We start from the raw sequence: 20,338 nt of genomic DNA on the forward strand, positions 1-20,338 counted from the left end.
CCGGGACGGCGAACGCGCAGCCCTGGCAGTCCTCGCGGGAGTCGCGCAGTCAGCGGAACGTGGCCGAACCACGGGTGCTGCGCAGCGACAAGGGCTCCGTCGAGGCACCCCGCAAGGTGCGCTACGGCGTACGGATCAAGAAGCACGGCGCCGCCGAGGACGCAGGGACCTTCCACGGCTCCGGCACCCTCACCCAGCGGGTGCCCACCGAGCACCTCGTCCCGGCCGGCACGGCGGTCCCGGCCGCGCCGGCGGCCGTCGGGGCGGACACCGCCCGGCGCGTCTCGCTCGCCGACTCCATGGCCCCGGTCGCGGTCACCGACACCGGCGCCCCGCACCAGGGCGGCGCCGGCCTCTTCGACACGGTCGCCTCCGTGCTGCACCCCTCCATCACCGCCCCCGGGGCCCCCGGCCGCGCCCGGCTCCACGAGGCGACGGCCACGGCGACCGTCCTGGAGGACCTGCCCCGGCTGCTGCGGGACGGCGTGACCGGCAAGGACCTGTCCTCCAAGGACGGCGGCACCGTGGGCAGTTACCGCATGCAGGCGGTGATCAGCGGGATGTCGCCGGCCTGGGGCACCGGCGGCACCCAGCTGCGCACCCACCAGCAGACCCAGCACACCGTCACCGAGAGCGCGGGCAAGGGGCGGGCGGTCACGGGCGGAGCGGGCCCCGCCATCGGTGTCGGCGCAATCGGGAACGCCGCCGTCCTGCGGGGCACGGCCATGCCGGTCGCGGCGGCCCGCAAGGCACGGTTCACCGTGGCCGAGCAGACCGTGTCCAGCCGCCAGGGCGCGGAGGTGCGCGGCGACAAGGTGCTCTACCTCGCGAGCGTCCAGATCACCGCGGAGGGCACGGGTCCGCGCTCGGCCGGGATGATCCTGCGCCCCGGCACCCGGGTGGCCCGGCACTCGATGCGGGTGTGGATGAGCCTGCGCGCCGACGAGGCACGCTCGCTCGGACTGCCGCTGCCGCCCGGCGTCGAGGCCGGGGAGTTCATCCAGAAGCCCAGGCGGACCGACGAGAACGGGACCGAGACCGACGTCGAACGCCACCTCCCCTTCGGCGCCATGGGCTCCAGCGTCACCCTCAGCCAACTCGACACCGGCCCCATGATCCGGGCCGTACGGGAGCTGTTCGCGACCGACCCCCGGCTGGCCGGCTACCTGCCCGCCTTCGGTACGGACGCGGTGGCGTCGGCGCCGGGCAAGGAGGAGGCCGCGCTCCAGCGGCGCAACCACCGGGAACTGATGGCGGCCCTGTCCGAGACCAACCTGCGGGTCAACAAGGACCAGTTGACCACGACCGGCATCCGGGTACGGCTGCGCCGCAAGACCACCCTGCACGCGCACGACGTGCAGCTCCGCGTCAGGGGGCGGCTCCGCGAGACCGGCTACCTCGGCGACACCGACAACTGGCTGGTGCGCAGCCACTCCGGAGTCACCGGCAACACCCAGAGCGGGCGCAGCAGTTCGCGTTCGATCGGCGGTCTGGTGCTCGGCCAGGCCAGGCTCGTCCCCGGCGCCCTGACCGGCTCGGCCCGCTACGAGAAGCACCACACCGGCACCCGCCGCAACCAGGCCGGTCCCACCACCCGCACCGACGTCCTCACCAACGGCTCCGAGCAGGCCGCCGCCTTCGGCGCCGCCCTGCGCCTGGACGTCGACGTCACCATGACCTCCCGGCAGCGCAAGCTCGGCCGCGCCCTCACCCCCGGCTCCCCGGGCCAGGACGCTCCGGAGGCCGCCCCGCTGGCCGGACTGCACCTGGACGAGCAGGACGTACGGCTGGTCACCCCGACCGAGTTCACCCTCGACGAGGAGGGCAGGCAGCGCCGGGACGCGGTGCGCGACCGGCGCAGGGCGCAGGCCCCGCGGCCCGAGCACGCCGTCACCGCCGAGGGCATCGGCGACCTCGCCGGTCTCGTCCCCCGGCCGTCCGTCGGGCAGCCGCTGCGGGACTGGCAGCTGGTGGAGACGGTCGGCGACGGCCAGGCCGTCCGCGACCTCGCCTTCCAGCTGCTGTCCCGGGCCGCCGCCCGCACCAAGGGCGTCCGCGAGGATCCCGCGCTGGCCGCCGAGGGGCTCGCGCCGCGGCTGGCCGTCGAGGAGCGGTTCGCGCCGCAGGCCATCACGGCGGCGCTGCGACAGGCCGCGTCCTCCGGGTGGGTGGTGAAGAACCTGCGTTACCCGAGACGGCTCGCCGCGCTGAACGGGGCGGTGGGCACCCGGCTCACCCTGACCAACCCGAAGTTCCTGCACCGGGGCGCGGGGCCCGGCACCGAGACCTTCGTGCTCGGCGGTCACCAGGCGGCCGGCCAGGAGGGCCAGGGCACCACCAGCACCTGGCAGTTCGGCGCCACCGGATCCGAGAACGCCGCCGACTGGCGGCTCGGCCAGGGCCTCTCCGGAAGCCGCACCACGAGCACGGGCGACACCCGGTCCGCGGCGCTCTCGGGCACGGTCGAGCGCAACGCCCACACCCCGAAGAAGGCACCGCTCTACCTGGTCCAGTGCGATCTGCTGGTCACCATGGTCGCCGAGGTCAAGGTCACCGGCGGCGGCCCGTACGTGGCGACGGCCGCCCGTACCCTGCCGGCCGAGGCGGCGGTGTGGCTGACGGAGGCGCAGCTCCCGGCACCGATCCGCAGACAGCTGAGACTCGACCCGGAACCGACACTGATGACACCGCCGTCACGACCGGGCGAACGGCCGGAGGAGGGCTCCCGGACGGCAGCGGGCGCGCGCACGGCGGACAGCTCCCGGGGCCCCGAAAGCTCGCGGGCCGGCGCCGAACGCGAGGCTCGGGAAAGGGCGGGGTCCTCCGCCGCACCACGCCCCGGCCCCTCCTTCGCCCGTGCCCTCCCCCTCGGCTTCGGCATGATCGAGGACCTGCCGAACTTCGTACCGCTCCTGGCCCGGCTGCGCACCCGCCTCACGGAGAGCGGCCGGCAGAACCTCGCCGACGACCTGCTGCCCCGGCGGCAACTGGCCGACCGCAACGACAACGTGCAACGGCTGCTGCGCGTCCTGGACCGCGACGGCAGCACCGGCCTGCTCTCCGGCGCCATGGACGGCGGCGTCACCGTCGAGCTGTTCGACGGCCGGAGAACCCCGTACTGGGCGGTGTTCAGGATCAACCGCCTCGGCGACGGCGGCTACGACGGTCCGGCGGGCGACCGCCGGGACATGGAGTACATCACCGCGGCCGTCGCCCAGCAGGCCACCTCCCACGACGACGGCGTGACGACCGGCCTGGAGGGGATCCTCGCCGGCTCCGGCAAACCGGACGGCGGCGCCGGGCAGCTGAAGAGCACGGGCGGTGCGGCGGGGCTGGGCGCGGGCTGGGGCGGCTCGCGGCGCTCCGGCGCGGCCGGCCGCGGACAGCTCGGCATGAAGACGGTCGCGGAGGCGAAGACCGCGAAGTCGTCGAGGATGCGGCTGCCGATCGAGGCGACCCTCGAACTGCACCGCGGCGACCGTCGGCTCGCCCTGGTCTCGCTGGGCCGCCAGGCACTGACCCACCGCGTCCTGGACCAGGACCTCGCCGCCCTCGGCCGGCTGACCGCACCGCGACACCGGCCCCCGGTGACGGCCCCGGCACCCGGTCCCCGGGACGACCACCGGGCCGCGCTCGGCACCTGGCGCTCCGGCGGCGTACGACTGCCGATGGAGGCACAGGTCAACGGCTTCCAGGGAGCCCCGCAGGTACGGGAGCTGGTCAACACCGCGGTCCGGGAGGCGGGCGGCGGCGACCGTTTCCGCACCAAGGGCCAGGCTGCCGCCTACGCCCTGAACGAGGCCGTCTCCACCGAGTGGCTGATCGCGGCGCTGCCCCTGCTGACCTCCGTCGGCGCCGAGCTGCCCCCGGTGCACGCCACCGGGGCGGCGGGCCAGGACCTGCGGACGTCACTGCACGCACGGCTGCGGGACGGACGGGTGCTGGGCGTCGGCGACAAGATGACCTTCGAGACGGTGGGGCAGAGCCATCTGGACGCGCCCCGGCCCACCCAGACGGACGGCCTGAGCTCCGCCGACCACGGCAGGTCGGCGCGCGGTCTGGCGGGCGCGGGGCTGCTCAACGCCGACGAGTTCCGCCTCAACCAGCTGATGGGCAACGCCGGTGGCGCGGGCGGCGCGGCCGACCTGGCGGCGAACGCGGCCGGCTCGATGCCGCTGCACAAGCCCAAGTCCGGCTCGGTCCTGGTGCAGTTCACGCTGGACGTACGGGTGGTGGCGAAGGTGACCGACCGCGTCCGCTCCGGCCGTACCGGCACGGCCGTACGCGAACTGACCCTGCCCCGGCCGGTGGTGATACGGATGCCGGAACCGGTGGTCCGCCGCATGCTTACCGCGCAGCCGGACCGGCTCCGGGACCCGGACGACCATCTGGGCCTGCGGAAGAAGGCGGCGCCCGTGCCTCCGGTGAGCTGAGTGCTTCACCCCTCCACGCGGATCCCCAGCTGCACCGCCAGCACCGGCGCCAGATCCAGCAGTTGGGACATGCTGATCACCGCCCCGGCCAGCCGCTCCACCCCACTCGCGACCTCCAGCGACACGGCACCGCGCAGATCGACGTCCTTCATCGTCACGCCCCGGAAGTCCGCCCCCTTCACGGCGCAGTCCACGAACTCCACCCGCTCCAAGGCGGCATCGCCGAAGTCCGGCTCCACCAGGACGCAGCTCTCGAAGACCACGTCCCTGAGCCTGGCCGTGCGCAGGTTCAGGTAGTCGATCTTGCCGCCGCGGACCACCACCCGCTCCAGCACCGAGCCGTGCAGCTGGGTACCGCCGAGCCGGGCGTCGACCAGCTCCACATCGCGCAGGGTCGCCTCGGCCAGGTTCGTGCCGACGCCTCTTATGCCGGTGAGGACCGTGTCCAGCACCCGGGCGTGGCGCAGCCCCGTCTCGTCGAAGGCGCAGTTCGTCACCGCGCAGTCCATGAACCGGGCGCCCGCACCGTCCTGCCCGGCGAAGTCCGCGTCCCGGAACTCCACCCCGTCGTAGTCCCCGTCCGGTTCCAGCCCGCCGCCGGCCCACGGCTCCAGCGGGGGCAGCCGCACCTCCGGCCGCCGCGCGCCCTTCACCCTGCCACCACCAGCCCCGCCGACCCCGCCGGCTCCAGTCCTCGCCATGCCCCCATAGTGCAGCCCCCCACTGACAATCCCCTCGACCTGCACAAACGCCCCGCCCGCGGCGGCGATGTCACACTCCGGCCGCCCTACCCGTCGTACCGGTGAGGAAGCGAAGTCTTCGGCCGGCACGGCCGGGAAGGTGGTCCTGGAACCATGACCAGGAACAGCACAGCACGGGATGCGGACCGTCCCGATCCGTGGTCTTCTGACCGAATGAGCAGCGCCCGGACGGGTGGGACGAACGCCGGTGCGGACGGAGCCGACCCGCGCCGCTGGTGGGGGCTGATCGTCATCGCGCTGGCCCAGCTGATGGTCGTACTCGACGCGACGATCGTGAACATCGCCCTGCCGTCCGCGCAGCGTGCCCTCGGCATGTCCGACGGCAACCGGCAGTGGGTGATCACCGCCTACACGCTCGCCTTCGGCGGGCTGCTCCTGCTGGGCGGCCGGATCGCCGACCTGGTCGGCCGCAAACGCACCTTCGTCATCGGGCTCGTCGGCTTCGCCGCCGCCTCCGCGTTCGGCGGCGCCGCCCAGACCCCCGGAATGCTGTTCGGCGCCCGCGCCCTCCAAGGCGCCTTCGCCGCCGTCCTCGCGCCCTCCGCGCTCTCCCTGCTCACCACCACGTTCACCGACCCGCGCGAACGCGGCAAGGCCTTCGGCATCTACGGCGCCCTCGCCGGCAGCGGCTCCGCGATCGGGTTCATCGTCGGCGGCCTGCTCACCGAGTACCTGAACTGGCGCTGGTGCCTGTACGTCAACGTGCCCATCGCGATCCTCGCCGTCACCGGCGCACTCGCGCTGCTGCGCGACCGGCCCGGCCGCACCGGCGCCCGCCTCGACGTCCCCGGGGCGCTGCTCGGCTGCGGCGGACTCGTCGCGGTGGTCTACGGCTTCAGCGAGGCCCAGCCGCGCGGCTGGAGCGACCCGCTGGTGCTCGGCCTGTTCGCGGCCGGCGCCGTCCTGCTCGCCGGGTTCGTGTGGTGGCAGACCCGCGCCCCGAGCCCCCTGCTGCCCCTGCACATCGTCAAGGACCGCAACCGGGCGGGCAGCTTCCTGACGATGGCGCTCGCGACCGTCGCCATGTTCGGGCTGTTCCTCTTCCTGACCTACTACCTCCAGGTCATCCTCGGCTACTCCCCGGTCCGGGCGGGCCTCGGCTTCCTCCCCCTGACCGTCGCGATCATCGTCGGCTCCACCCAGATATCCGCCCGCCTGCTGCACCGGGTGGCCCCGCGCCTGCTCATGGTCCCCGGCATGCTGCTCGCCGCCTGCGGCCTGCTGCTCCTGACCCGGATCACCGTCCACTCCTCCTACCCCACCGAGATCCTGCCCGCCCTGCTGCTGATGGGTCTCGGCATGGGCCTGACCTTCATGCCGGTGTTCGCCACCGCCACCTCCGGCGTCGCCCCGCAGGACTCCGGGGTCACCTCGGCCACCGTCAACACGTCACAGCAGGTGGGCGGTTCCATCGGTACGGCCCTGCTCAACACCGTCGCCACCACCAGCACCGCCGGCTATCTCGCCGCCCACCTGCACAACCCCGCCCAGAAGGCGACCATCGTCCCGGAAGCCGTCGTGCACGGCTACACGGTGGCCATCTGGTGGGCGGTGGGCGTGATGCTGCTGGCCGGCCTGGTCGCGGGCCTGCTGGTGACGGCGAAACCGCCGAAACACGACGCCCCGGCCGAGGCACCGATGCCCGAGCCGGTCGGCTGACCCGCAACCGGAATGTCATTCACCCATGTGACGTCACTGTCGTGCGTGAATCACCTCATGGGACTTTTCCGGGGCCTCGGCAGCAGGGCGTGGGCGTACGTCCGCAGCGCCCCCGGCACCTACATCTGGCTGGCGATCCTGTTCGTGACGACCGTCGCGCTGCACTACATGTCACCGGCGTTCGAGCAGCAGTTCCTGCGGCAGCGCTCCACCAACCTGCGGGAACTGTCCGACAACCCGGTGCGGGTGCTGATCGCCAGCGCGATGTGGATCGACGGCGGGGACTGGGTGCCGTTCGCACTGCTCTACACCGTCTTCCACGCGCCGGCCGAGCGCTGGCTGGGAACGGTGCGCTGGCTGCTGGTGTGCGTCCTCGCGCACGTGCTGGCGACACTGATCAGCGAGGGAGCGCTGCTGAAGGGCATCCACGACGGCATCGCCCCGCACTCCGCCGTCAACGCCCTCGACTTCGGAGTGAGTTACGCGCTCGCCGGGGTGATCGGGATACTCGCGTACCGGATCGCCAGGCCCTGGCGGTACGCCTACACCGTGATCGTCCTGCTCGTGTACGGACTGCCCCTGACCGAGTCGCCCACCTTCACCGACCTCGGCCACTTCGTCGCCGCACTGATCGGCCTGGCCTGCTATCCGCTGGTCAGAGGCCGCGGAAAAGCATGGAATCCGAAGGAGACACTGGACGCCCTCAGAGGTTAGCGTCCGGACATGAGCAGCTCGGCAAGCAGTTCGGCACGCGGCGTCGTCAACGGCGGCATCTCCTTCTGGTACGCGGACGACGGCCTCCCCACGGGACGGGAGCCGCTCACCGAAGACGCCTCGGCGGACGTCGTGATCGTCGGCGGCGGCTACACCGGTCTGTGGACCGCGTACTACCTGAAACAGGCCGCCCCCTTCCTCCGGGTCACCGTCCTGGAGCAGAAGTTCTGCGGCTACGGCGCCTCCGGCCGCAACGGCGGCTGGCTCTACAACGGCATCGCCGGCCGCGACCGGTACGCCGCACTGCACGGCCGGGAAGCCGCCGTACGCCTCCAGAAGGCCATGAACGAGACGGTCGACGAGGTCGCCGCCGTCACCCGGGCCGAAGGCATCGACGCCGACCTGCACCAGGGCGGAGTCCTCGAAGTGGCCACCACCCCGGCCCAACTGGCCCGCCTCAAGGCCTTCCACGAGCACGAACTGTCGTACGGCGAGACCGACCGCGAGCTGTACGGCGCCGGGGCGACCCGCGAGCGGATCCGGGTGGCCGACGCCGTCGGCTCCACCTGGACCCCGCACGGCGCCCGGCTGCACCCGGTGAAACTGGTGAAGGGGCTGGCGGCGGCCGTGGAGGCGCTCGGCGTGGTCATCCACGAATCCACCCCGGTGACCGAGATCCGGCCGAAGCACGCCGTCACCCCCTACGGCACGGTCCGCGCCCCCTACATCCTGCGCTGCACCGAGGGCTTCACCGCGAACCTCAAGGGACAAAGGCGCACCTGGCTGCCCATGAACTCCTCCATGATCGCCACCGCGCCGCTGACCGAGGAACAATGGGAGACGGTCGGCTGGACCGGCCTGGAGACCCTCGGCGACATGGCACACGCCTACATGTACGCCCAGCGCACCGCCGACGGACGGATCGCGCTCGGCGGCCGCGGAGTGCCGTACCGCTTCGGATCCCGGACCGACAACGACGGCCGCACCCAGCAGGCGACGATCGAGGCCCTCCGGGACATCCTCGTCCGCTTCTTCCCCTCCCTGGCCGGTGTCGCGATCGAACACGCCTGGTCAGGGGTGCTCGGGGTGCCGCGCGACTGGTGCGCGACAGTCACCCTGGACCGCTCCACGGGGCTCGGCTGGGCGGGCGGCTACGTCGGCTCCGGCGTCGCCACCACCAACCTCGCCGCCCGCACACTGCGCGACCTCGTCCAGCTCGACTCCGGGCAGGCCGGCCGCACCGACCTGACCGAACTGCCCTGGGTGAACCACAAGGTCCGCAAGTGGGAGCCGGAACCCTTCCGCTGGCTCGGCGTCCACGGCATGTACGCCACCTACCGAGCCGCCGACCAGCGCGAACGCATCCACCCGGGCACCGGCTCGTCCCGCCTGGCCCGGGCCGCGGACCGCGTCGCGGGCCGCCACTGACCCACCCCACACGACCGGCGGCCTCAGCCCAGGGTCAGCAGAACGATCGCGGCAGCCGCACCGGACCCGCACCGGACCCGCACCGCGCCGCGCGGAGTCCGTTACGGCTGCTGCCCAGGGGTACCCGTGTGCCACGGCCGGCCGCGTCCGGCACCCGCACCCCATACAGCGCGGAGCAGAAACGTGAAAACCCCCGTCACCAGCACCACCCCCCGGAAACCCCCCGAGGCCGCCCGGCCGCAGGAGCGTCTCCCGGTGGTCACCGCCCCGCCGTCCGAGCCCGGCGGACAGCGTCGTTCCGCGCTCACCGAGCACCTGGGTACCGGCAGCACCCACACCGTCCGCACCACTGGCACTGCTGACACCGCTCACACCGCTCACACCGCTCACACCGCTCACACCGCTCACACCGCTCACACCGCTCACACCGGCAGGCTCCCCTCGGCCGCCCCGGCGTCGGGCCGAGAGCCGCGGGGGCCGCAGGCGACGGGAGTCTCCGGATGACCGTCGATTCCCTCACCTCCGCGCCCCGGTTCCGGTGCTGGGCCCCGCCGGGGGTCTACCGGCCGCAGACCGACACCGGGCTGCTCGGCCGGGCCCTGCGCCGGGAGCACATCACCAGCCGTACCGAAGTCCTGGACCTGGGCACGGGCAGCGGTGCGCTCGCCGTGCAGGCCGCCCGGCTCGGCGCCCGGGTCACCGCCGTCGACATCTCCTGGCGGGCGCTGGCCACCGCCTGGTGCAACGCCCTGCTGAACGGCCAGACCGTACGGGTACGCCACGGCGACCTGGCGTCCGCGGTGCCCGGCCGCCGCTTCGACCTCGTCGTCACCAACCCGCCCTACGTCCCCGCCCCACCCGGCGACGGCCCGCCCCGCGGCCCCGCCCGGGCCTGGGACGCCGGCACCGACGGCCGCCTGCTGATCGACCGCATCTGCGCGGCGGCGCCGACGGTGCTGCGCCCCACGGGGCGGCTCCTCATGGTCCACTCGCACCTCAGCGGCGTCGAGGAGAGCCTCGACAGACTGCGGACGGCCGGCATGCACGCGGAGATCATCGACCGCACCCGGCTGCCCTTCGGCCGCGTACTGCACTCCCGGCTCGGCTGGCTGCACGAACGCGGGCTGGTCGCCGACAGCACCGGCCGCCCGACGGAGGAACTGGTGGTGATCCGTGCCGAACACACCTGACCGACCGCGCCGCATCCGCGTCCAGCGCGACGGCCCGCTCCTGGTGGAAGGGCCGGTCGAAGTAGTGGACGAGGACGGCGAGGTGTGCGTGTCACGACGCTTCATGGTGGCCGTCTGCACCTGCCGCCGCACCCGCACCCCACCCTGGTGCGACACCAGCCACCGCCGCCGCACGAAACGGGACGAGACCTCATGACCGGTGCGCCCCTGCCCGCGCCCCGCGGCCCGCTCTCGGCCGCGCTCCTCGCCACCCTGCGCGGCTCACCCGTCCCCGACCCGCCACCGCTCCCCGCGGACCCCTACGGCGACGACCTCCAACTCTCCCTCTACGTCCTCTACGAACTCCACTACCTCGGCTTCGACGGCGTCCCCGACGACCGCGAATGGGACCCCCGACTCCTCGCCCTGCGAGCCGAGTTGGAAGCCCGCTTCCTGCACGCGCTGCGCACCGACGTACCCGTCGAGCTGTCCGCGACCGCCGCCCAGGCGCTGGACGAGCTCCAGCTCGAACCGGTCGGCGAGGTCGACGGCAGCCTCTCCCACTTCCTGCGCGACCACGGCACCCTCGACCACTTCCGCCAGTACGCGGCCCTGCGCTCGCTCTACCACCTCAAGGAGGCCGACCCGCACGCCTGGGTGATCCCGCGGCTGCGCGGACGCGCCAAGGCGGCCATGGTCGCCGTCGAGTTCGACGAGTTCGGCGGGGGCCGCGCCGACGAGATCCACGCCCAGCTGTTCGCCGACCTGATGGCGGACCTGGGCCTGGACACCTCCTACGGCCACTACCTGGACACCGCCCCAGCCGAGGCGCTGGCCACCGTCAACCAGATGTCCCTGTTCGGCCTGCACCGGACCCTGCGCGGCGCGCTCGTCGGCCACTTCGCCACCGTCGAGGTGACCTCGTCCCCGGCCTCCCGCCGCCTGGCGGAGGCCCTGCGCCGCATGGACGCCGGCCCGGCGGCCGTCCGCTTCTACACCGAGCACGTCGAGGCGGACGCGGTCCACGAACAGGTCGTACGCCACGAGGTGGTCGCGGGCCTCCTGGCGGACGAACCCCACCTGGAACCCGACGTGGTCTTCGGCATCCGCACCACCGGCCACCTGGAGGCCCGCCTGGCAGCCCACCTCCTGAACACCTGGCAGTACCACCGGCCCGCACAAGAAAAGGACCAGGCCACAACAGCGTGACCCGGCCCCGCAGAGCCCCCTGTCGGATTCGAACCGACGACCTACGCATTACAAGTGCGTTGCTCTGGCCAGCTGAGCTAAGGAGGCGTGCACGCGCGCGTGGCGGCGAGTGCCAGTGCAGTGTACCCAGGTCCCGGACGGGCCCTGTCGAAAATTTCCGCGAAGTTCACAGGGCTCCAGGTACTGACATACGGGGTGAACGCCAGGTACCGTCTCGATCCAGTTCACTCTCGTGGACTACACCACCACCTTCCTACAACGGATCGTCCGGCACGTTCCTGCCGGTAGAAGGGGGCCTCTGAGTTATGGCCACTGTCACGTTCGACAAGGCGACCCGGATCTACCCGGGTTCCACCAAGCCCGCCGTCGACGGCCTCGACATCGCGATCGAGGACGGCGAGTTCCTCGTCCTGGTCGGCCCGTCGGGTTGCGGCAAGTCCACCTCGCTCCGGATGCTCGCGGGGCTCGAGGACGTCAACGGCGGCGCCATCCGCATCGGTGACCGCGACGTCACGCACCTGCCGCCGAAGGACCGGGACATCGCCATGGTGTTCCAGAACTACGCCCTCTACCCGCACATGACCGTCGCCGACAACATGGGCTTCGCGCTCAAGATCGCCGGCGTCAACAAGGCGGAGATCCGGCAGAAGGTCGAGGAGGCCGCGAAGATCCTCGACCTGACCGAGTACCTGGACCGGAAGCCGAAGGCCCTGTCCGGTGGTCAGCGTCAGCGTGTCGCGATGGGCCGTGCCATCGTGCGTGAGCCGCAGGTCTTCCTCATGGACGAGCCGCTGTCCAACCTGGACGCCAAGCTCCGTGTGTCGACCCGTACGCAGATCGCGTCGTTGCAGCGCCGCCTCGGCATCACCACGGTCTACGTCACCCACGACCAGGTCGAGGCCATGACGATGGGCGACCGCGTGGCGGTCCTCAAGGACGGTCTGCTCCAGCAGGTCGACTCCCCCAGGAACATGTACGACCGGCCCGCCAACCTCTTCGTCGCCGGCTTCATCGGCTCCCCCGCCATGAACCTGGTCGAGGTCCCGATCACCGACGGCGGTGTGAAGTTCGGCAACAGCGTGGTGCCGGTCAACCGCGAGGCGCTCAAGGCCGCCTCCGACAAGGGCGACCGCACGGTCACCGTCGGCGTCCGTCCCGAGCACTTCGACGTCGTCGAGCACAACGGTGAGGCCGCCTCCGCGCTGTCGAAGGACGCCGAGGACGCCCCGGCCGGTCTCGCGGTCTCCGTGAACGTCGTGGAGGAGCTCGGCGCCGACGGTTACGTCTACGGCAGCGCCAAGGTCGGCGACGAGCTCAAGGACCTGGTCGTCCGCGTCAGCGGCCGCGCGGTCCCGGAGAAGGGCGCCACGCTGCACGTCGTGCCGCGTCCGGGCGAGATCCACGTGTTCTCGACCTCCACGGGTGAGCGTCTCTCGGACTGAGCGCTCGTCACCGTGACAAACCTCTGACCAGGGTGAATCCACCCAGGTTGACGGAAAGGGCCCCGCAGCCTGCTGCGGGGCCCTTTCCGTTGCCCGATTTACCCCGGCAAGCGGGTGGTTTTCGAGCCGTGTGCGTCAACCCCTTACCCGAAACAAAGCACTTCTCCGTCCCCCGAACCGGTGACTAAATGTCGCCAAATCATTACCGCACGCTACCCTCACACGCGTGAAGCACTCCACCACCCCTCAGATGCGACGTGGCCATCGGGGCGGCCCTGCCCGCCGGATCGGCCGCACACTCGCCCTTGTCCTGCCCGTCGTCCTGGTGCTCTCCGGGACCCTCGCCGTCACCCGCGTCAACTGGACGGGAAGCCCGCGGAGCTCGGTGCTCACCGCGACCGACGTGACCGAGGCGAACCTCTCCCGCAAGGCCACCGTCCAGGCCCCGCAGGACGTGCTGCGCGACCAGCTGATGACCGAGCTCCAGGACAGGAACCCCGGCCAGGTCCTGACCCACCTCCAGCAGGCGGTCAACGGTCATCCGTCGCTGGCCGAGCACTGCACGTCCATCGCCCGCGCGCTGGGCCGGACCGCGGTGCGCATCTACGGCGCCTCCCGCGCCCAGGCGTACGCCCGCCCGGTCTGTGACACGTCGTTCGCGTCCGGCGTCCTGGCCGCGCACAGCTGAACGCCGGCGGGTAAGCAGGTAACGGCTCCTTAAGGGCCCCCGGGCGGCGGCCGGCCGCCCCCGGGGCGCGTCGTACAGTTCGGGGCATGACCCATCCGAACGCCGCGTTGCGCCCCACTCAAGCCGTGGTCCTGGCCGGTGGCCAGGGCTCACGGCTTCGTCCGTACACCGATGACCGGCCCAAGCCGATGGTCGAGATCCCCGGTACGGGCACGCCGATCATCGGCCACCAGTTGACGTGGCTCGCCGAGGAGGGCGTCACGGACGTGGTGGTCTCCTGCGGCCACCTCGCCGACGTGCTGCAGAAGTGGCTGGCGACGGCCGACCTGCCGCTCTCCGTCACCACGGTGGTGGAGAACGAGCCGCTGGGCCGCGGTGGCGGCCTCAAGTACGCCGCCGCGCACCTTCCCCACCCCGAGCGGCCCTGGTACGCCACGAACGGCGACATCTGGACGCGGTTCTCGCTGCGCGACATGGCCGACTTCCACACGGAGCGGGACGCGGTGGCGACGCTGGCGCTCGCCCGGCCGCGGATCCCGTGGGGTGCGGTGAAGACGGACGGCTTCGGGCACATCACCGACTTCATCGAGGCGCCGCCGTCGACGTTCGAGATCAACGCGGGTGTGTACGTGTTCTCGCCCGCGTTCGCCGGGATGCTGCCGGAGCGGGGGGATCATGAGCGGACCACGTTCCCGCACCTGGCGCGGAGCCGGCAGCTGGCCGGGTTCCCGATTCCGCAGGGGGCGTACTGGCGGGCGATCGACACGGCGAAGGATCTGACGGAGGCGGCGAAGGAGTTGGCTGCGCTGGGGCGGTGACGGCTGTTCCTCGGCTGCGGGTGCGTGGGGGTTGCTCGCGCAGTTCCTCCTCCAGCCTTCGGCCGGGGGTACCCCAGCGCCCCTGGTAGGTGCACCTTGCGCACGTCAAGAAGCCCCGTACCTCCGCGGTACGGGGCTTCTCGTTCTGCCTTCCTGCTAGCCCAGCAGGCCGCCCACCAGGCCTGGTTGGCCTGTGGAGGTGCCGCCGCCGGTGTTGGTGCCGGTGGAGCCGCCGGTGCCTCCGGAGGAGGACGTGCCGCCGGTTGCGGTGCCGCCCGAGGTCGGGCCCGCGGTGGTCGGGGCCGGAGCCGTGTGGCGTGGCGGGGCCTGGCCGGTGGTGCCCTGGGTCTGGCTGGGGGTCGTGGTGGTGGTCCCCGTGCTGTGGGTCGCGCCCGGGGTGGTCGCCGACTGGGACGGGCCGGCCGTGGCGCCACCGGAGGGAGGCGTGGAGGCCGAGGGGGTCTTCTTGTGGTGGCGTGTGGTCGACTCGCCGGGGAGCGGGGAGCCGGGCAGGTTGTTGCGGGGGGCCTCGCCGGGGCCGGGTACGACCACGCGGCTGGAGTCGCGGACCGCGCCGCCGAGCAGGGAGCCGACGAGGAGGGTGAGGCCGATGGTGACGGCCGTGATCAGGGCGCCCCGGCGGAGCACGAAGGCGCGCAGGTCCCAGATGTCGGAGTGGGGGCCGAGGCGGCGCCAGGCGCTGCCTGCGAGACGGCCGTCCACCGAGTAGACGGGGGCGCCGGCGATGATCAGCGGCGACCAGGCGGCGAGGTAGATGATGTCGGGGGCGTCGTACGCGGGGACCGTCTTCCAGCTGACGGTGACGATGAGCGCGGCGGAGAGCAGTGCGCCGACGACCGCGGCGACCCGCTGCCAGCAGCCGAGGACGGTCAGCACGCCGACGATCACCTGGAGGAAGGCGATGACGAGGCCGGATCCGACCGGGTGCTGGAGGGCGAACTGGCGCAGTGGCTCGGCGACTTCCCACGGGTGCAGGGAGTCGAGCCACTTGACCATGGAGCCGCGCTTGCCGCCGTCGAAGTAGACGGGGTCGCACAGCTTGCCCATGCCGGCGTAGACGGAGATGAAGCCGAGGAAGATCCGGAGCGGGAGCAGGACGACGCCGAGGTTCATCCGGCGGCCGGGGTAGTAGGCGTGCCGGGCCGGGTCGCCGTCGCCGGTCCGCCTGGCCGACGCCGGTTCGCCGAAGTCCTCGAATCCGCCGTCGTAGCCGTGTCGGCCGTAACCGTGTGCGTCGTGGTCCGGTGGGCCGTAGCCCGGTTCGTCGTAGGCGCTGCCCACGGTCGGCATGTCGGGGAGCAGCCGGTTCTCGCCGGAGGCCGGGGAGCGGGGGTGGCCGACCAGCGGTGTCTCGACGGTCTGGTCGAGTGCGCCGTAGCCGTCGCCGACGCGCGGGATGACCTGGGTCGCGCCGCCCGGTTCGAGGTGTTCCTCGGCGTGCCGGACGCTGCCGCCCCGGACGGCCTGGAGCAGCCGGTGGGCGCCGGTGTCGTCGGGCGCGGACTTGCCGCTCCAGACGACCGGGCGGCGTCGGCCGGGTGCCGCCCCCGCTCTGCCCGCCGGGCCGGCGACCGGGATGCGCGCGGGGTCCTGGGTGGCGCTCAGGTGCCGTGCGACCCGGGGGGATTGGGTACGCCGTGTCGATACGCCCAACTGCACGCGGAAACTCGCGTGGTTGACGATGACCTGCGCCGGATCGCTCGGCACCTTCACCATGCTCAGCGCGGGAGCGTCGTCGGGCCCGGAGGCGAATCCGGAGCGGAATCCCGGCGAGCGGTCCCCCGTGGGAGTGCGGGGTGTTCTGGTGTCCACACTCATCTAACCGAGTGACGTGGAGTTAGGACACTGCTTTGACCGGCCGGATGTGTCCGGACCCCGTCAAGGATGTCCTGGACGCCGGAATTACCCCGCACAGGTGAAGTTACGGATGTTTGTTCAATCCCGGCGCCGAGTCGCCTCGTACGGTCGTCAGCTGCGCTTCCGTGCCGCCTCGTACAGCACGATTCCCGCCGCCACGCCGGCGTTCAGCGACTCCGCGCCGCCCGGCATCGGGATCCGCACCCGGAAGTCGCAGGTCTCGCCGACCAGCCGCGACAGGCCCTTGCCCTCGCTGCCCACGACGATGACGACCGGGCCGGACAGGGCCTCCAGGTCGCCGACCTCGTGCTCGCCGTCGGCGGCGAGGCCGACGACCACGATCCCGGCCTTCTTGTACGACTCCAGCGCCCGGGTCAGGTTGGTGGCGCGGGCGACGGGCGTACGGGCCGCCGTGCCCGCCGACGTCTTCCAGGCGCCCGCCGTCATACCGGCCGCGCGGCGCTCGGGCACGACCACGCCGTGGCCGCCGAACGCGGAGACGGACCGGACGACCGCGCCGAGGTTGCGCGGGTCGGTGACCCCGTCGAGGGCGACGATCAGCGGGTCCTCGCCCTCGTCGGCGGCCGCGTTCGCGAGGTCCTCGGGGTGCGCGTACTCGTACGGCGGGACCTGGAGGACCAGGCCCTGGTGGTTGAGGCCGTTCGTCATGCGGTCCAGCTCGGGGCGCGGGGCCTCCATGAGGTTGATGCCACCGCGCTCGGCGACGAGCTGGAGGGCCTCGCGGACCCGCTCGTCGTTGTCGATGAACTGCTGGACGTAGAGGGTGGACGCCGGAACGCCCTCGCGCAGCGCCTCGACGACCGGGTTGCGGCCGACGACCATCTCGGACGTGCCCTTGCCGCCCCGGCCGCGCGCCACCGGACGGCGCTGGGCCTGCTTGGCCTTGGCGGTGGCGATGCGGTTCTTCTTGTGACCCTTGCGCATCTCGGCGGGCGGGGTCGGGCCCTTGCCCTCCAGGCCACGGCGCCGCTGGCCGCCACTGCCGACCTGCGCGCCCTTCTTGCCGGACATGCGGCGGTTGTTGGCTGCCATGAGTTACCCGTCTCCGTGAGCTTCGTTTCGTACGTGCGTCTTATGCAGTGTGCCGCCCGGGGGGCCGGGCGGCACAGTCGATCTTCAGATCGGGGCGGCTAGGACCTGAGGGTCCAGCGCGGGCCCGAGGGGCTGTCCTCGATCGCGAGGCCGGACTGGTTCAGCTGGTCGCGGATGGCGTCGGCGGTCGCCCAGTCCTTGCGGCCGCGGGCGGACTCGCGCTGGTCGAGGACGAGCCGTACGAGTGCGTCGACGACCCCGTGCAGGTCCTCGCCCTTCTCGGTCCCGCCGGCCCAGTGCGCGGCCAGCGGGTCGAGGCCGAGCACGCCGAGCATGGCGCGGACCTCGGCGAGGCGGGCGACGGCCGCTTCCTTGTCGTCGGCGGCCAGCGCGCTGTTGCCCTGGCGGACCGTGGTGTGCACGACGGCGAGCGCCTGCGGGACGCCCAGGTCGTCGTCCATGGCCTCGGCGAACGCCGGCGGGACCTCCGCCGAGGGCTCGACGGCCTCCCCGGCCAGCTCCACCACGCGCTGCACGAAGCCCTCGATCCGCGCGAACGCCGACTCGGCCTCGCGCAGCGACTCCTCGCTGTACTCGATCATCGAGCGGTAGTGCGGGGTGCCCAGGTAGTAGCGGAGCACGATCGGGCGCCAGTGCTTGACCATCTCCGAGACGAGCACCGAGTTCCCGAGGGACTTCGACATCTTCTCGCCGCTCATGGTGACCCAGGCGTTGTGCACCCAGTACTGGGCGAAGTCGTCGCCGAACGCCTTGGCCTGGGCGATCTCGTTCTCGTGGTGCGGGAAGATCAGGTCGAGGCCGCCGCCGTGGATGTCGAAGGCCTCGCCGAGGTACTTGTGGGCCATCGCCGAGCACTCCAGGTGCCAGCCGGGACGGCCGCGGCCCCAGGGCGTCTCCCAGCTGGGCTCGCCCGGTTTCACGGCCTTCCAGAGCGCGAAGTCCCGCTGGTCCCGCTTGCCGGTCTCGCCCTCGCCCTCCGGCTGGCGGAGGTTGTCCAGCTCCTGGTTGGAGAGCTGGAGGTAGTCCGGGTAGGAGCGGACGTCGAAGTAGACGTTGCCGTCGGCCTCGTAGGCGTGTCCGCGCTCGATCAGACCGCGCATCATCTCGATCATCTCCGGTACGTGCCCGGTCGCGCGGGGCTCGTACGTCGGCGGGAGGCAGCCGAGCGCGGCGTAACCGTCGTTGAACGCGCGCTCGTTCTCGTAGCCGATCGCCCACCAGGGGCGGCCCTGGTCGGCGGACTTGGTGATGATCTTGTCGTCGATGTCCGTGACGTTGCGGACGAACGTCACGTCGTAGCCGCGGTATTCGAACCAGCGGCGCATGATGTCGAAGTTCAGGCCCGAGCGGATATGGCCGATGTGGGGCGCCGCCTGCACGGTGGCACCACAGAGGTAGATCGAGACACAGCCCGCGATGAGCGGGGTGAAGTCACGGATCTGCCGGGCGTTGGTGTCGTGCAGGCGAATAGTCACGGGACCAAGGGTAGTGGGCGGAGCGTGGTGCGCGGCACCGGTACGGGAAGCGCCGTGGTCGTGCGCGGGGCAGTGGGGACCGGGCGCGCAGTCCCCCGCGCCCCCCGAGTGAGACCGGTCAGCCTGTTTTGACGACCAACGCCGTCGCCACCGCCATCAGGCCCTCTCCCCGGCCGGGAAATCCGAGACCGTCCGTCGTGGCCCCGGACACCGAGACCGGAGCGCCCGCCGCGTCCGAAAGGATCTTCTCTGCCTCGTCCCGGCGCTTTCCGATCTTCGGGCGTGGGCCCACGACCTGCACGGCGACGTTCCCGATCACGAATCCCGCGGCGCGGACGATCCGGGCCGCCTCCGTCAGCAGGGTCACCCCGGACGCGCCCGACCACTGCGGGCGCCCCGTGCCGAAGTGCTGCCCCAGGTCTCCGAGCCCCGCCGCCGAGAACAGCGCGTTGCACGCGGCGTGCGCGACGACGTCCGCGTCGGAGTGCCCGGCGAGTCCCGGGCCCTCACCCTCCCACTTCAGGCCGGCGCACCACAGCTCGCGGCCCTCCTCGAAGGCGTGGATGTCGGTGCCGATGCCCACCCGGGGGAGGATCACCTCAGAACCCATCGTTCAGCCTCCTGCGGGCCAGGACCGCTTCCGCGAGCACCAGGTCGAGGGGGCGGGTGACCTTGAAGGCCTCCTCGTGGCCGGGGACGACCACGACCTGTTCGCCGAGCCGCTCGACCATGCTCGCGTCGTCGGTGACGTCGTCGGTGACCGTCTCGTGGGCGCGGACCAGCGTCGTGCGGTCGAAGCCCTGGGGCGTCTGGACCGCGCGCAGGCGGTCGCGGCGCGGGGTGGCGATCACGGGCTCCGGGTCGCCGGGTACGGCCGCCGGCTCGACCTCCTTGACCGTGTCGGCCAGGGGAAGGGCGGGGACCACGGCCCGGGCGCCGTCGCGGACCGCCTGGACGACCGCGTCGACGGTGTCGACGGGGACGAGGGGGCGGGCCGCGTCGTGGACGAGGACGATGTCGTAGTCGGGGGGCAGCGCGTCGAGGCCGAGCTTCACGGACTCCTGGCGGGACTCGCCGCCGGGGACCACGAGGAAGTCGGTGCGGTCGGGCAGCGCGTGCGCGGCCAGCAGGGACTTGACCTCGGATGCGCCGTCGGGCGGGGCCACGACCACGACCAGGGAGACGGCGCGGGAGGCGGCCATGGCGCGCACGGCGTGGATGAGCATGGGGGTGCCGTTCAGCGCGCGGAGCGCCTTCGGGGCGCCCGGACCCAGCCGTACGCCCCGGCCGGCGGCGGGAATCACGGCTGCCGTGCGCAGCGCGGTACGCGGTTCCACCGGCGGTTCCGTACGCGAAGAACGCGAATCGTCAGACATCGGTTCCTGTCAGGTTTGTGTGCGGGCCTGGCGTGGGTATGGCCTGGGAAGTGCCGGGCGCGACGCCTTGACCGGACCCTTCCGTGACACTGGTCGAGCCAGCAGCCCGGGCCCGGCACGCCTAGTATCGGGGGTCCCCGCCGGGGTGGGTTTCAGGGCGGGTTTCCGAGTGAGCGTTTCCGTGCGACGGGTGCCGTTTCCGTGGACGGGTGCC

16 protein-coding genes and 1 tRNA gene are annotated in these 20,338 nt (G+C 72.3%); 10 read left to right on the top strand and 7 right to left on the bottom strand.

Annotated features, from left to right (window positions below):
* The first annotated feature begins 59 nt into the window (after positions 1 to 59).
* Positions 60 to 4,433 carry a hypothetical protein gene (locus ABZ646_RS06465; protein ID WP_360513568.1) on the top strand — a complete coding sequence of 1,458 codons (4,374 nt, stop codon included), beginning with the start codon at positions 60 to 62 and terminating at the stop codon, positions 4,431 to 4,433.
* A 5-nt stretch (positions 4,434 to 4,438) separates the two neighbouring features.
* On the opposite strand, the gene ABZ646_RS06470 is transcribed toward ABZ646_RS06465, so the two are convergent.
* The gene (locus ABZ646_RS06470) at positions 4,439 to 5,134 is read right to left on the bottom strand and encodes a pentapeptide repeat-containing protein (protein ID WP_360513570.1); all 696 of its coding nucleotides are present in this window, start codon (positions 5,132 to 5,134) and stop codon (positions 4,439 to 4,441) included.
* A gap of 213 nt (positions 5,135 to 5,347) precedes the next feature.
* On the opposite strand from ABZ646_RS06470, the gene ABZ646_RS06475 reads away from it, so the two are divergent.
* The 6 genes from ABZ646_RS06475 to ABZ646_RS06500 all read left to right on the top strand — a co-directional run bounded on the left by ABZ646_RS06475 (position 5,348) and on the right by ABZ646_RS06500 (position 11,373).
* Positions 5,348 to 6,853, top strand: coding sequence for an MFS transporter (locus tag ABZ646_RS06475; RefSeq protein WP_360513572.1), 1,506 nt, complete (start codon positions 5,348 to 5,350; stop codon positions 6,851 to 6,853).
* A 57-nt stretch (positions 6,854 to 6,910) separates the two neighbouring features.
* Positions 6,911 to 7,567, top strand: coding sequence for a rhomboid-like protein (locus tag ABZ646_RS06480; protein ID WP_360513574.1), 657 nt, complete (start codon positions 6,911 to 6,913; stop codon positions 7,565 to 7,567).
* Positions 7,568 to 7,576: 9 nt separating this feature from the next.
* Positions 7,577 to 8,995, top strand: coding sequence for an FAD-dependent oxidoreductase (locus tag ABZ646_RS06485; RefSeq protein ID WP_360513576.1), 1,419 nt, complete (start codon positions 7,577 to 7,579; stop codon positions 8,993 to 8,995).
* 500 nt (positions 8,996 to 9,495) lie between these two features.
* Positions 9,496 to 10,185 (top strand): HemK2/MTQ2 family protein methyltransferase, encoded by a 690-nt coding sequence (locus ABZ646_RS06490; protein WP_360513578.1) that lies wholly within the window; start codon positions 9,496 to 9,498, stop codon positions 10,183 to 10,185.
* Positions 10,169 to 10,381: a CDGSH iron-sulfur domain-containing protein gene (locus ABZ646_RS06495; RefSeq protein WP_360513580.1), complete on the top strand. Its 213-nt coding sequence runs from the start codon at positions 10,169 to 10,171 to the stop codon at positions 10,379 to 10,381. Before ABZ646_RS06490 ends, ABZ646_RS06495 begins: the two co-directional genes overlap by 17 nt.
* Complete coding sequence (locus tag ABZ646_RS06500; RefSeq protein WP_360513582.1) at positions 10,378 to 11,373, top strand: iron-containing redox enzyme family protein; 996 nt, start codon at positions 10,378 to 10,380, stop codon at positions 11,371 to 11,373. The genes ABZ646_RS06495 and ABZ646_RS06500 overlap by 4 nt, the downstream gene beginning before the upstream one ends.
* A gap of 13 nt (positions 11,374 to 11,386) precedes the next feature.
* Here the strand turns inward: ABZ646_RS06500 and ABZ646_RS06505 are convergent.
* Positions 11,387 to 11,460: transfer RNA gene (locus tag ABZ646_RS06505), tRNA-Thr, on the bottom strand.
* 218 nt (positions 11,461 to 11,678) lie between these two features.
* Here ABZ646_RS06505 and ugpC point away from each other — a divergent pair.
* The 3 genes from ugpC to ABZ646_RS06520 all read left to right on the top strand — a co-directional run bounded on the left by ugpC (position 11,679) and on the right by ABZ646_RS06520 (position 14,321).
* Entirely contained in the window at positions 11,679 to 12,815 is a 1,137-nt protein-coding gene (gene ugpC, locus ABZ646_RS06510; protein WP_360513584.1) for a sn-glycerol-3-phosphate ABC transporter ATP-binding protein UgpC, read from the top strand.
* Between the two features lie 226 nt (positions 12,816 to 13,041).
* A complete protein-coding gene (locus ABZ646_RS06515; protein WP_360513586.1) occupies positions 13,042 to 13,503 on the top strand; it encodes a hypothetical protein in 462 nt (153 codons plus the stop codon).
* Between the two features lie 86 nt (positions 13,504 to 13,589).
* Positions 13,590 to 14,321, top strand: coding sequence for a nucleotidyltransferase family protein (locus tag ABZ646_RS06520; RefSeq protein WP_360513588.1), 732 nt, complete (start codon positions 13,590 to 13,592; stop codon positions 14,319 to 14,321).
* A gap of 156 nt (positions 14,322 to 14,477) precedes the next feature.
* Here ABZ646_RS06520 and ABZ646_RS06525 read toward each other — a convergent pair whose 3' ends face one another.
* The 5 genes from ABZ646_RS06525 to ispD form a co-directional block, all read right to left on the bottom strand.
* Positions 14,478 to 16,160, bottom strand: coding sequence for a DoxX family protein (locus ABZ646_RS06525; RefSeq protein ID WP_360513590.1), 1,683 nt, complete (start codon positions 16,158 to 16,160; stop codon positions 14,478 to 14,480).
* 150 nt (positions 16,161 to 16,310) lie between these two features.
* Positions 16,311 to 17,252 (bottom strand): 23S rRNA (guanosine(2251)-2'-O)-methyltransferase RlmB, encoded by a 942-nt coding sequence (gene rlmB / locus ABZ646_RS06530; protein WP_360513592.1) that lies wholly within the window; start codon positions 17,250 to 17,252, stop codon positions 16,311 to 16,313.
* A gap of 98 nt (positions 17,253 to 17,350) precedes the next feature.
* The gene (gene cysS, locus ABZ646_RS06535; RefSeq protein WP_360513594.1) at positions 17,351 to 18,748 is read right to left on the bottom strand and encodes a cysteine--tRNA ligase; all 1,398 of its coding nucleotides are present in this window, start codon (positions 18,746 to 18,748) and stop codon (positions 17,351 to 17,353) included.
* Positions 18,749 to 18,866: 118 nt separating this feature from the next.
* The gene (gene ispF / locus ABZ646_RS06540; RefSeq protein ID WP_360513596.1) at positions 18,867 to 19,358 is read right to left on the bottom strand and encodes a 2-C-methyl-D-erythritol 2,4-cyclodiphosphate synthase; all 492 of its coding nucleotides are present in this window, start codon (positions 19,356 to 19,358) and stop codon (positions 18,867 to 18,869) included.
* A complete protein-coding gene (gene ispD / locus ABZ646_RS06545) occupies positions 19,348 to 20,124 on the bottom strand; it encodes a 2-C-methyl-D-erythritol 4-phosphate cytidylyltransferase (protein WP_360513598.1) in 777 nt (258 codons plus the stop codon). Before ispD ends, ispF begins: the two co-directional genes overlap by 11 nt.
* Positions 20,125 to 20,338: the final 214 nt, after the last annotated feature.

It is taken from the genome of Streptomyces sp. NPDC007162, from assembly GCF_040634175.1.
Lineage (GTDB): Bacteria > Actinomycetota > Actinomycetes > Streptomycetales > Streptomycetaceae > Streptomyces.

Excerpts from the sequence above, each read along its gene's own strand:
- ABZ646_RS06470 (WP_360513570.1), bottom strand. The coding sequence starts at position 5,134 with ATGGCGAGGACTGGAGCCGGCGGGGTCGGCGGGGCTGGTGGTGGCAGG.
- ABZ646_RS06475 (WP_360513572.1), top strand. The coding sequence starts at position 5,348 with ATGAGCAGCGCCCGGACGGGTGGGACGAACGCCGGTGCGGACGGAGCC.
- ABZ646_RS06480 (WP_360513574.1), top strand. The coding sequence starts at position 6,911 with ATGGGACTTTTCCGGGGCCTCGGCAGCAGGGCGTGGGCGTACGTCCGC.
- ABZ646_RS06485 (WP_360513576.1), top strand. The coding sequence starts at position 7,577 with ATGAGCAGCTCGGCAAGCAGTTCGGCACGCGGCGTCGTCAACGGCGGC.
- ABZ646_RS06490 (WP_360513578.1), top strand. The coding sequence starts at position 9,496 with ATGACCGTCGATTCCCTCACCTCCGCGCCCCGGTTCCGGTGCTGGGCC.
- ABZ646_RS06500 (WP_360513582.1), top strand. The coding sequence starts at position 10,378 with ATGACCGGTGCGCCCCTGCCCGCGCCCCGCGGCCCGCTCTCGGCCGCG.
- ugpC (WP_360513584.1), top strand. The coding sequence starts at position 11,679 with ATGGCCACTGTCACGTTCGACAAGGCGACCCGGATCTACCCGGGTTCC.
- ABZ646_RS06520 (WP_360513588.1), top strand. The coding sequence starts at position 13,590 with ATGACCCATCCGAACGCCGCGTTGCGCCCCACTCAAGCCGTGGTCCTG.
- ABZ646_RS06525 (WP_360513590.1), bottom strand. The coding sequence starts at position 16,160 with ATGAGTGTGGACACCAGAACACCCCGCACTCCCACGGGGGACCGCTCG.
- rlmB (WP_360513592.1), bottom strand. The coding sequence starts at position 17,252 with ATGGCAGCCAACAACCGCCGCATGTCCGGCAAGAAGGGCGCGCAGGTC.
- ispF (WP_360513596.1), bottom strand. The coding sequence starts at position 19,358 with ATGGGTTCTGAGGTGATCCTCCCCCGGGTGGGCATCGGCACCGACATC.
- ispD (WP_360513598.1), bottom strand. The coding sequence starts at position 20,124 with ATGTCTGACGATTCGCGTTCTTCGCGTACGGAACCGCCGGTGGAACCG.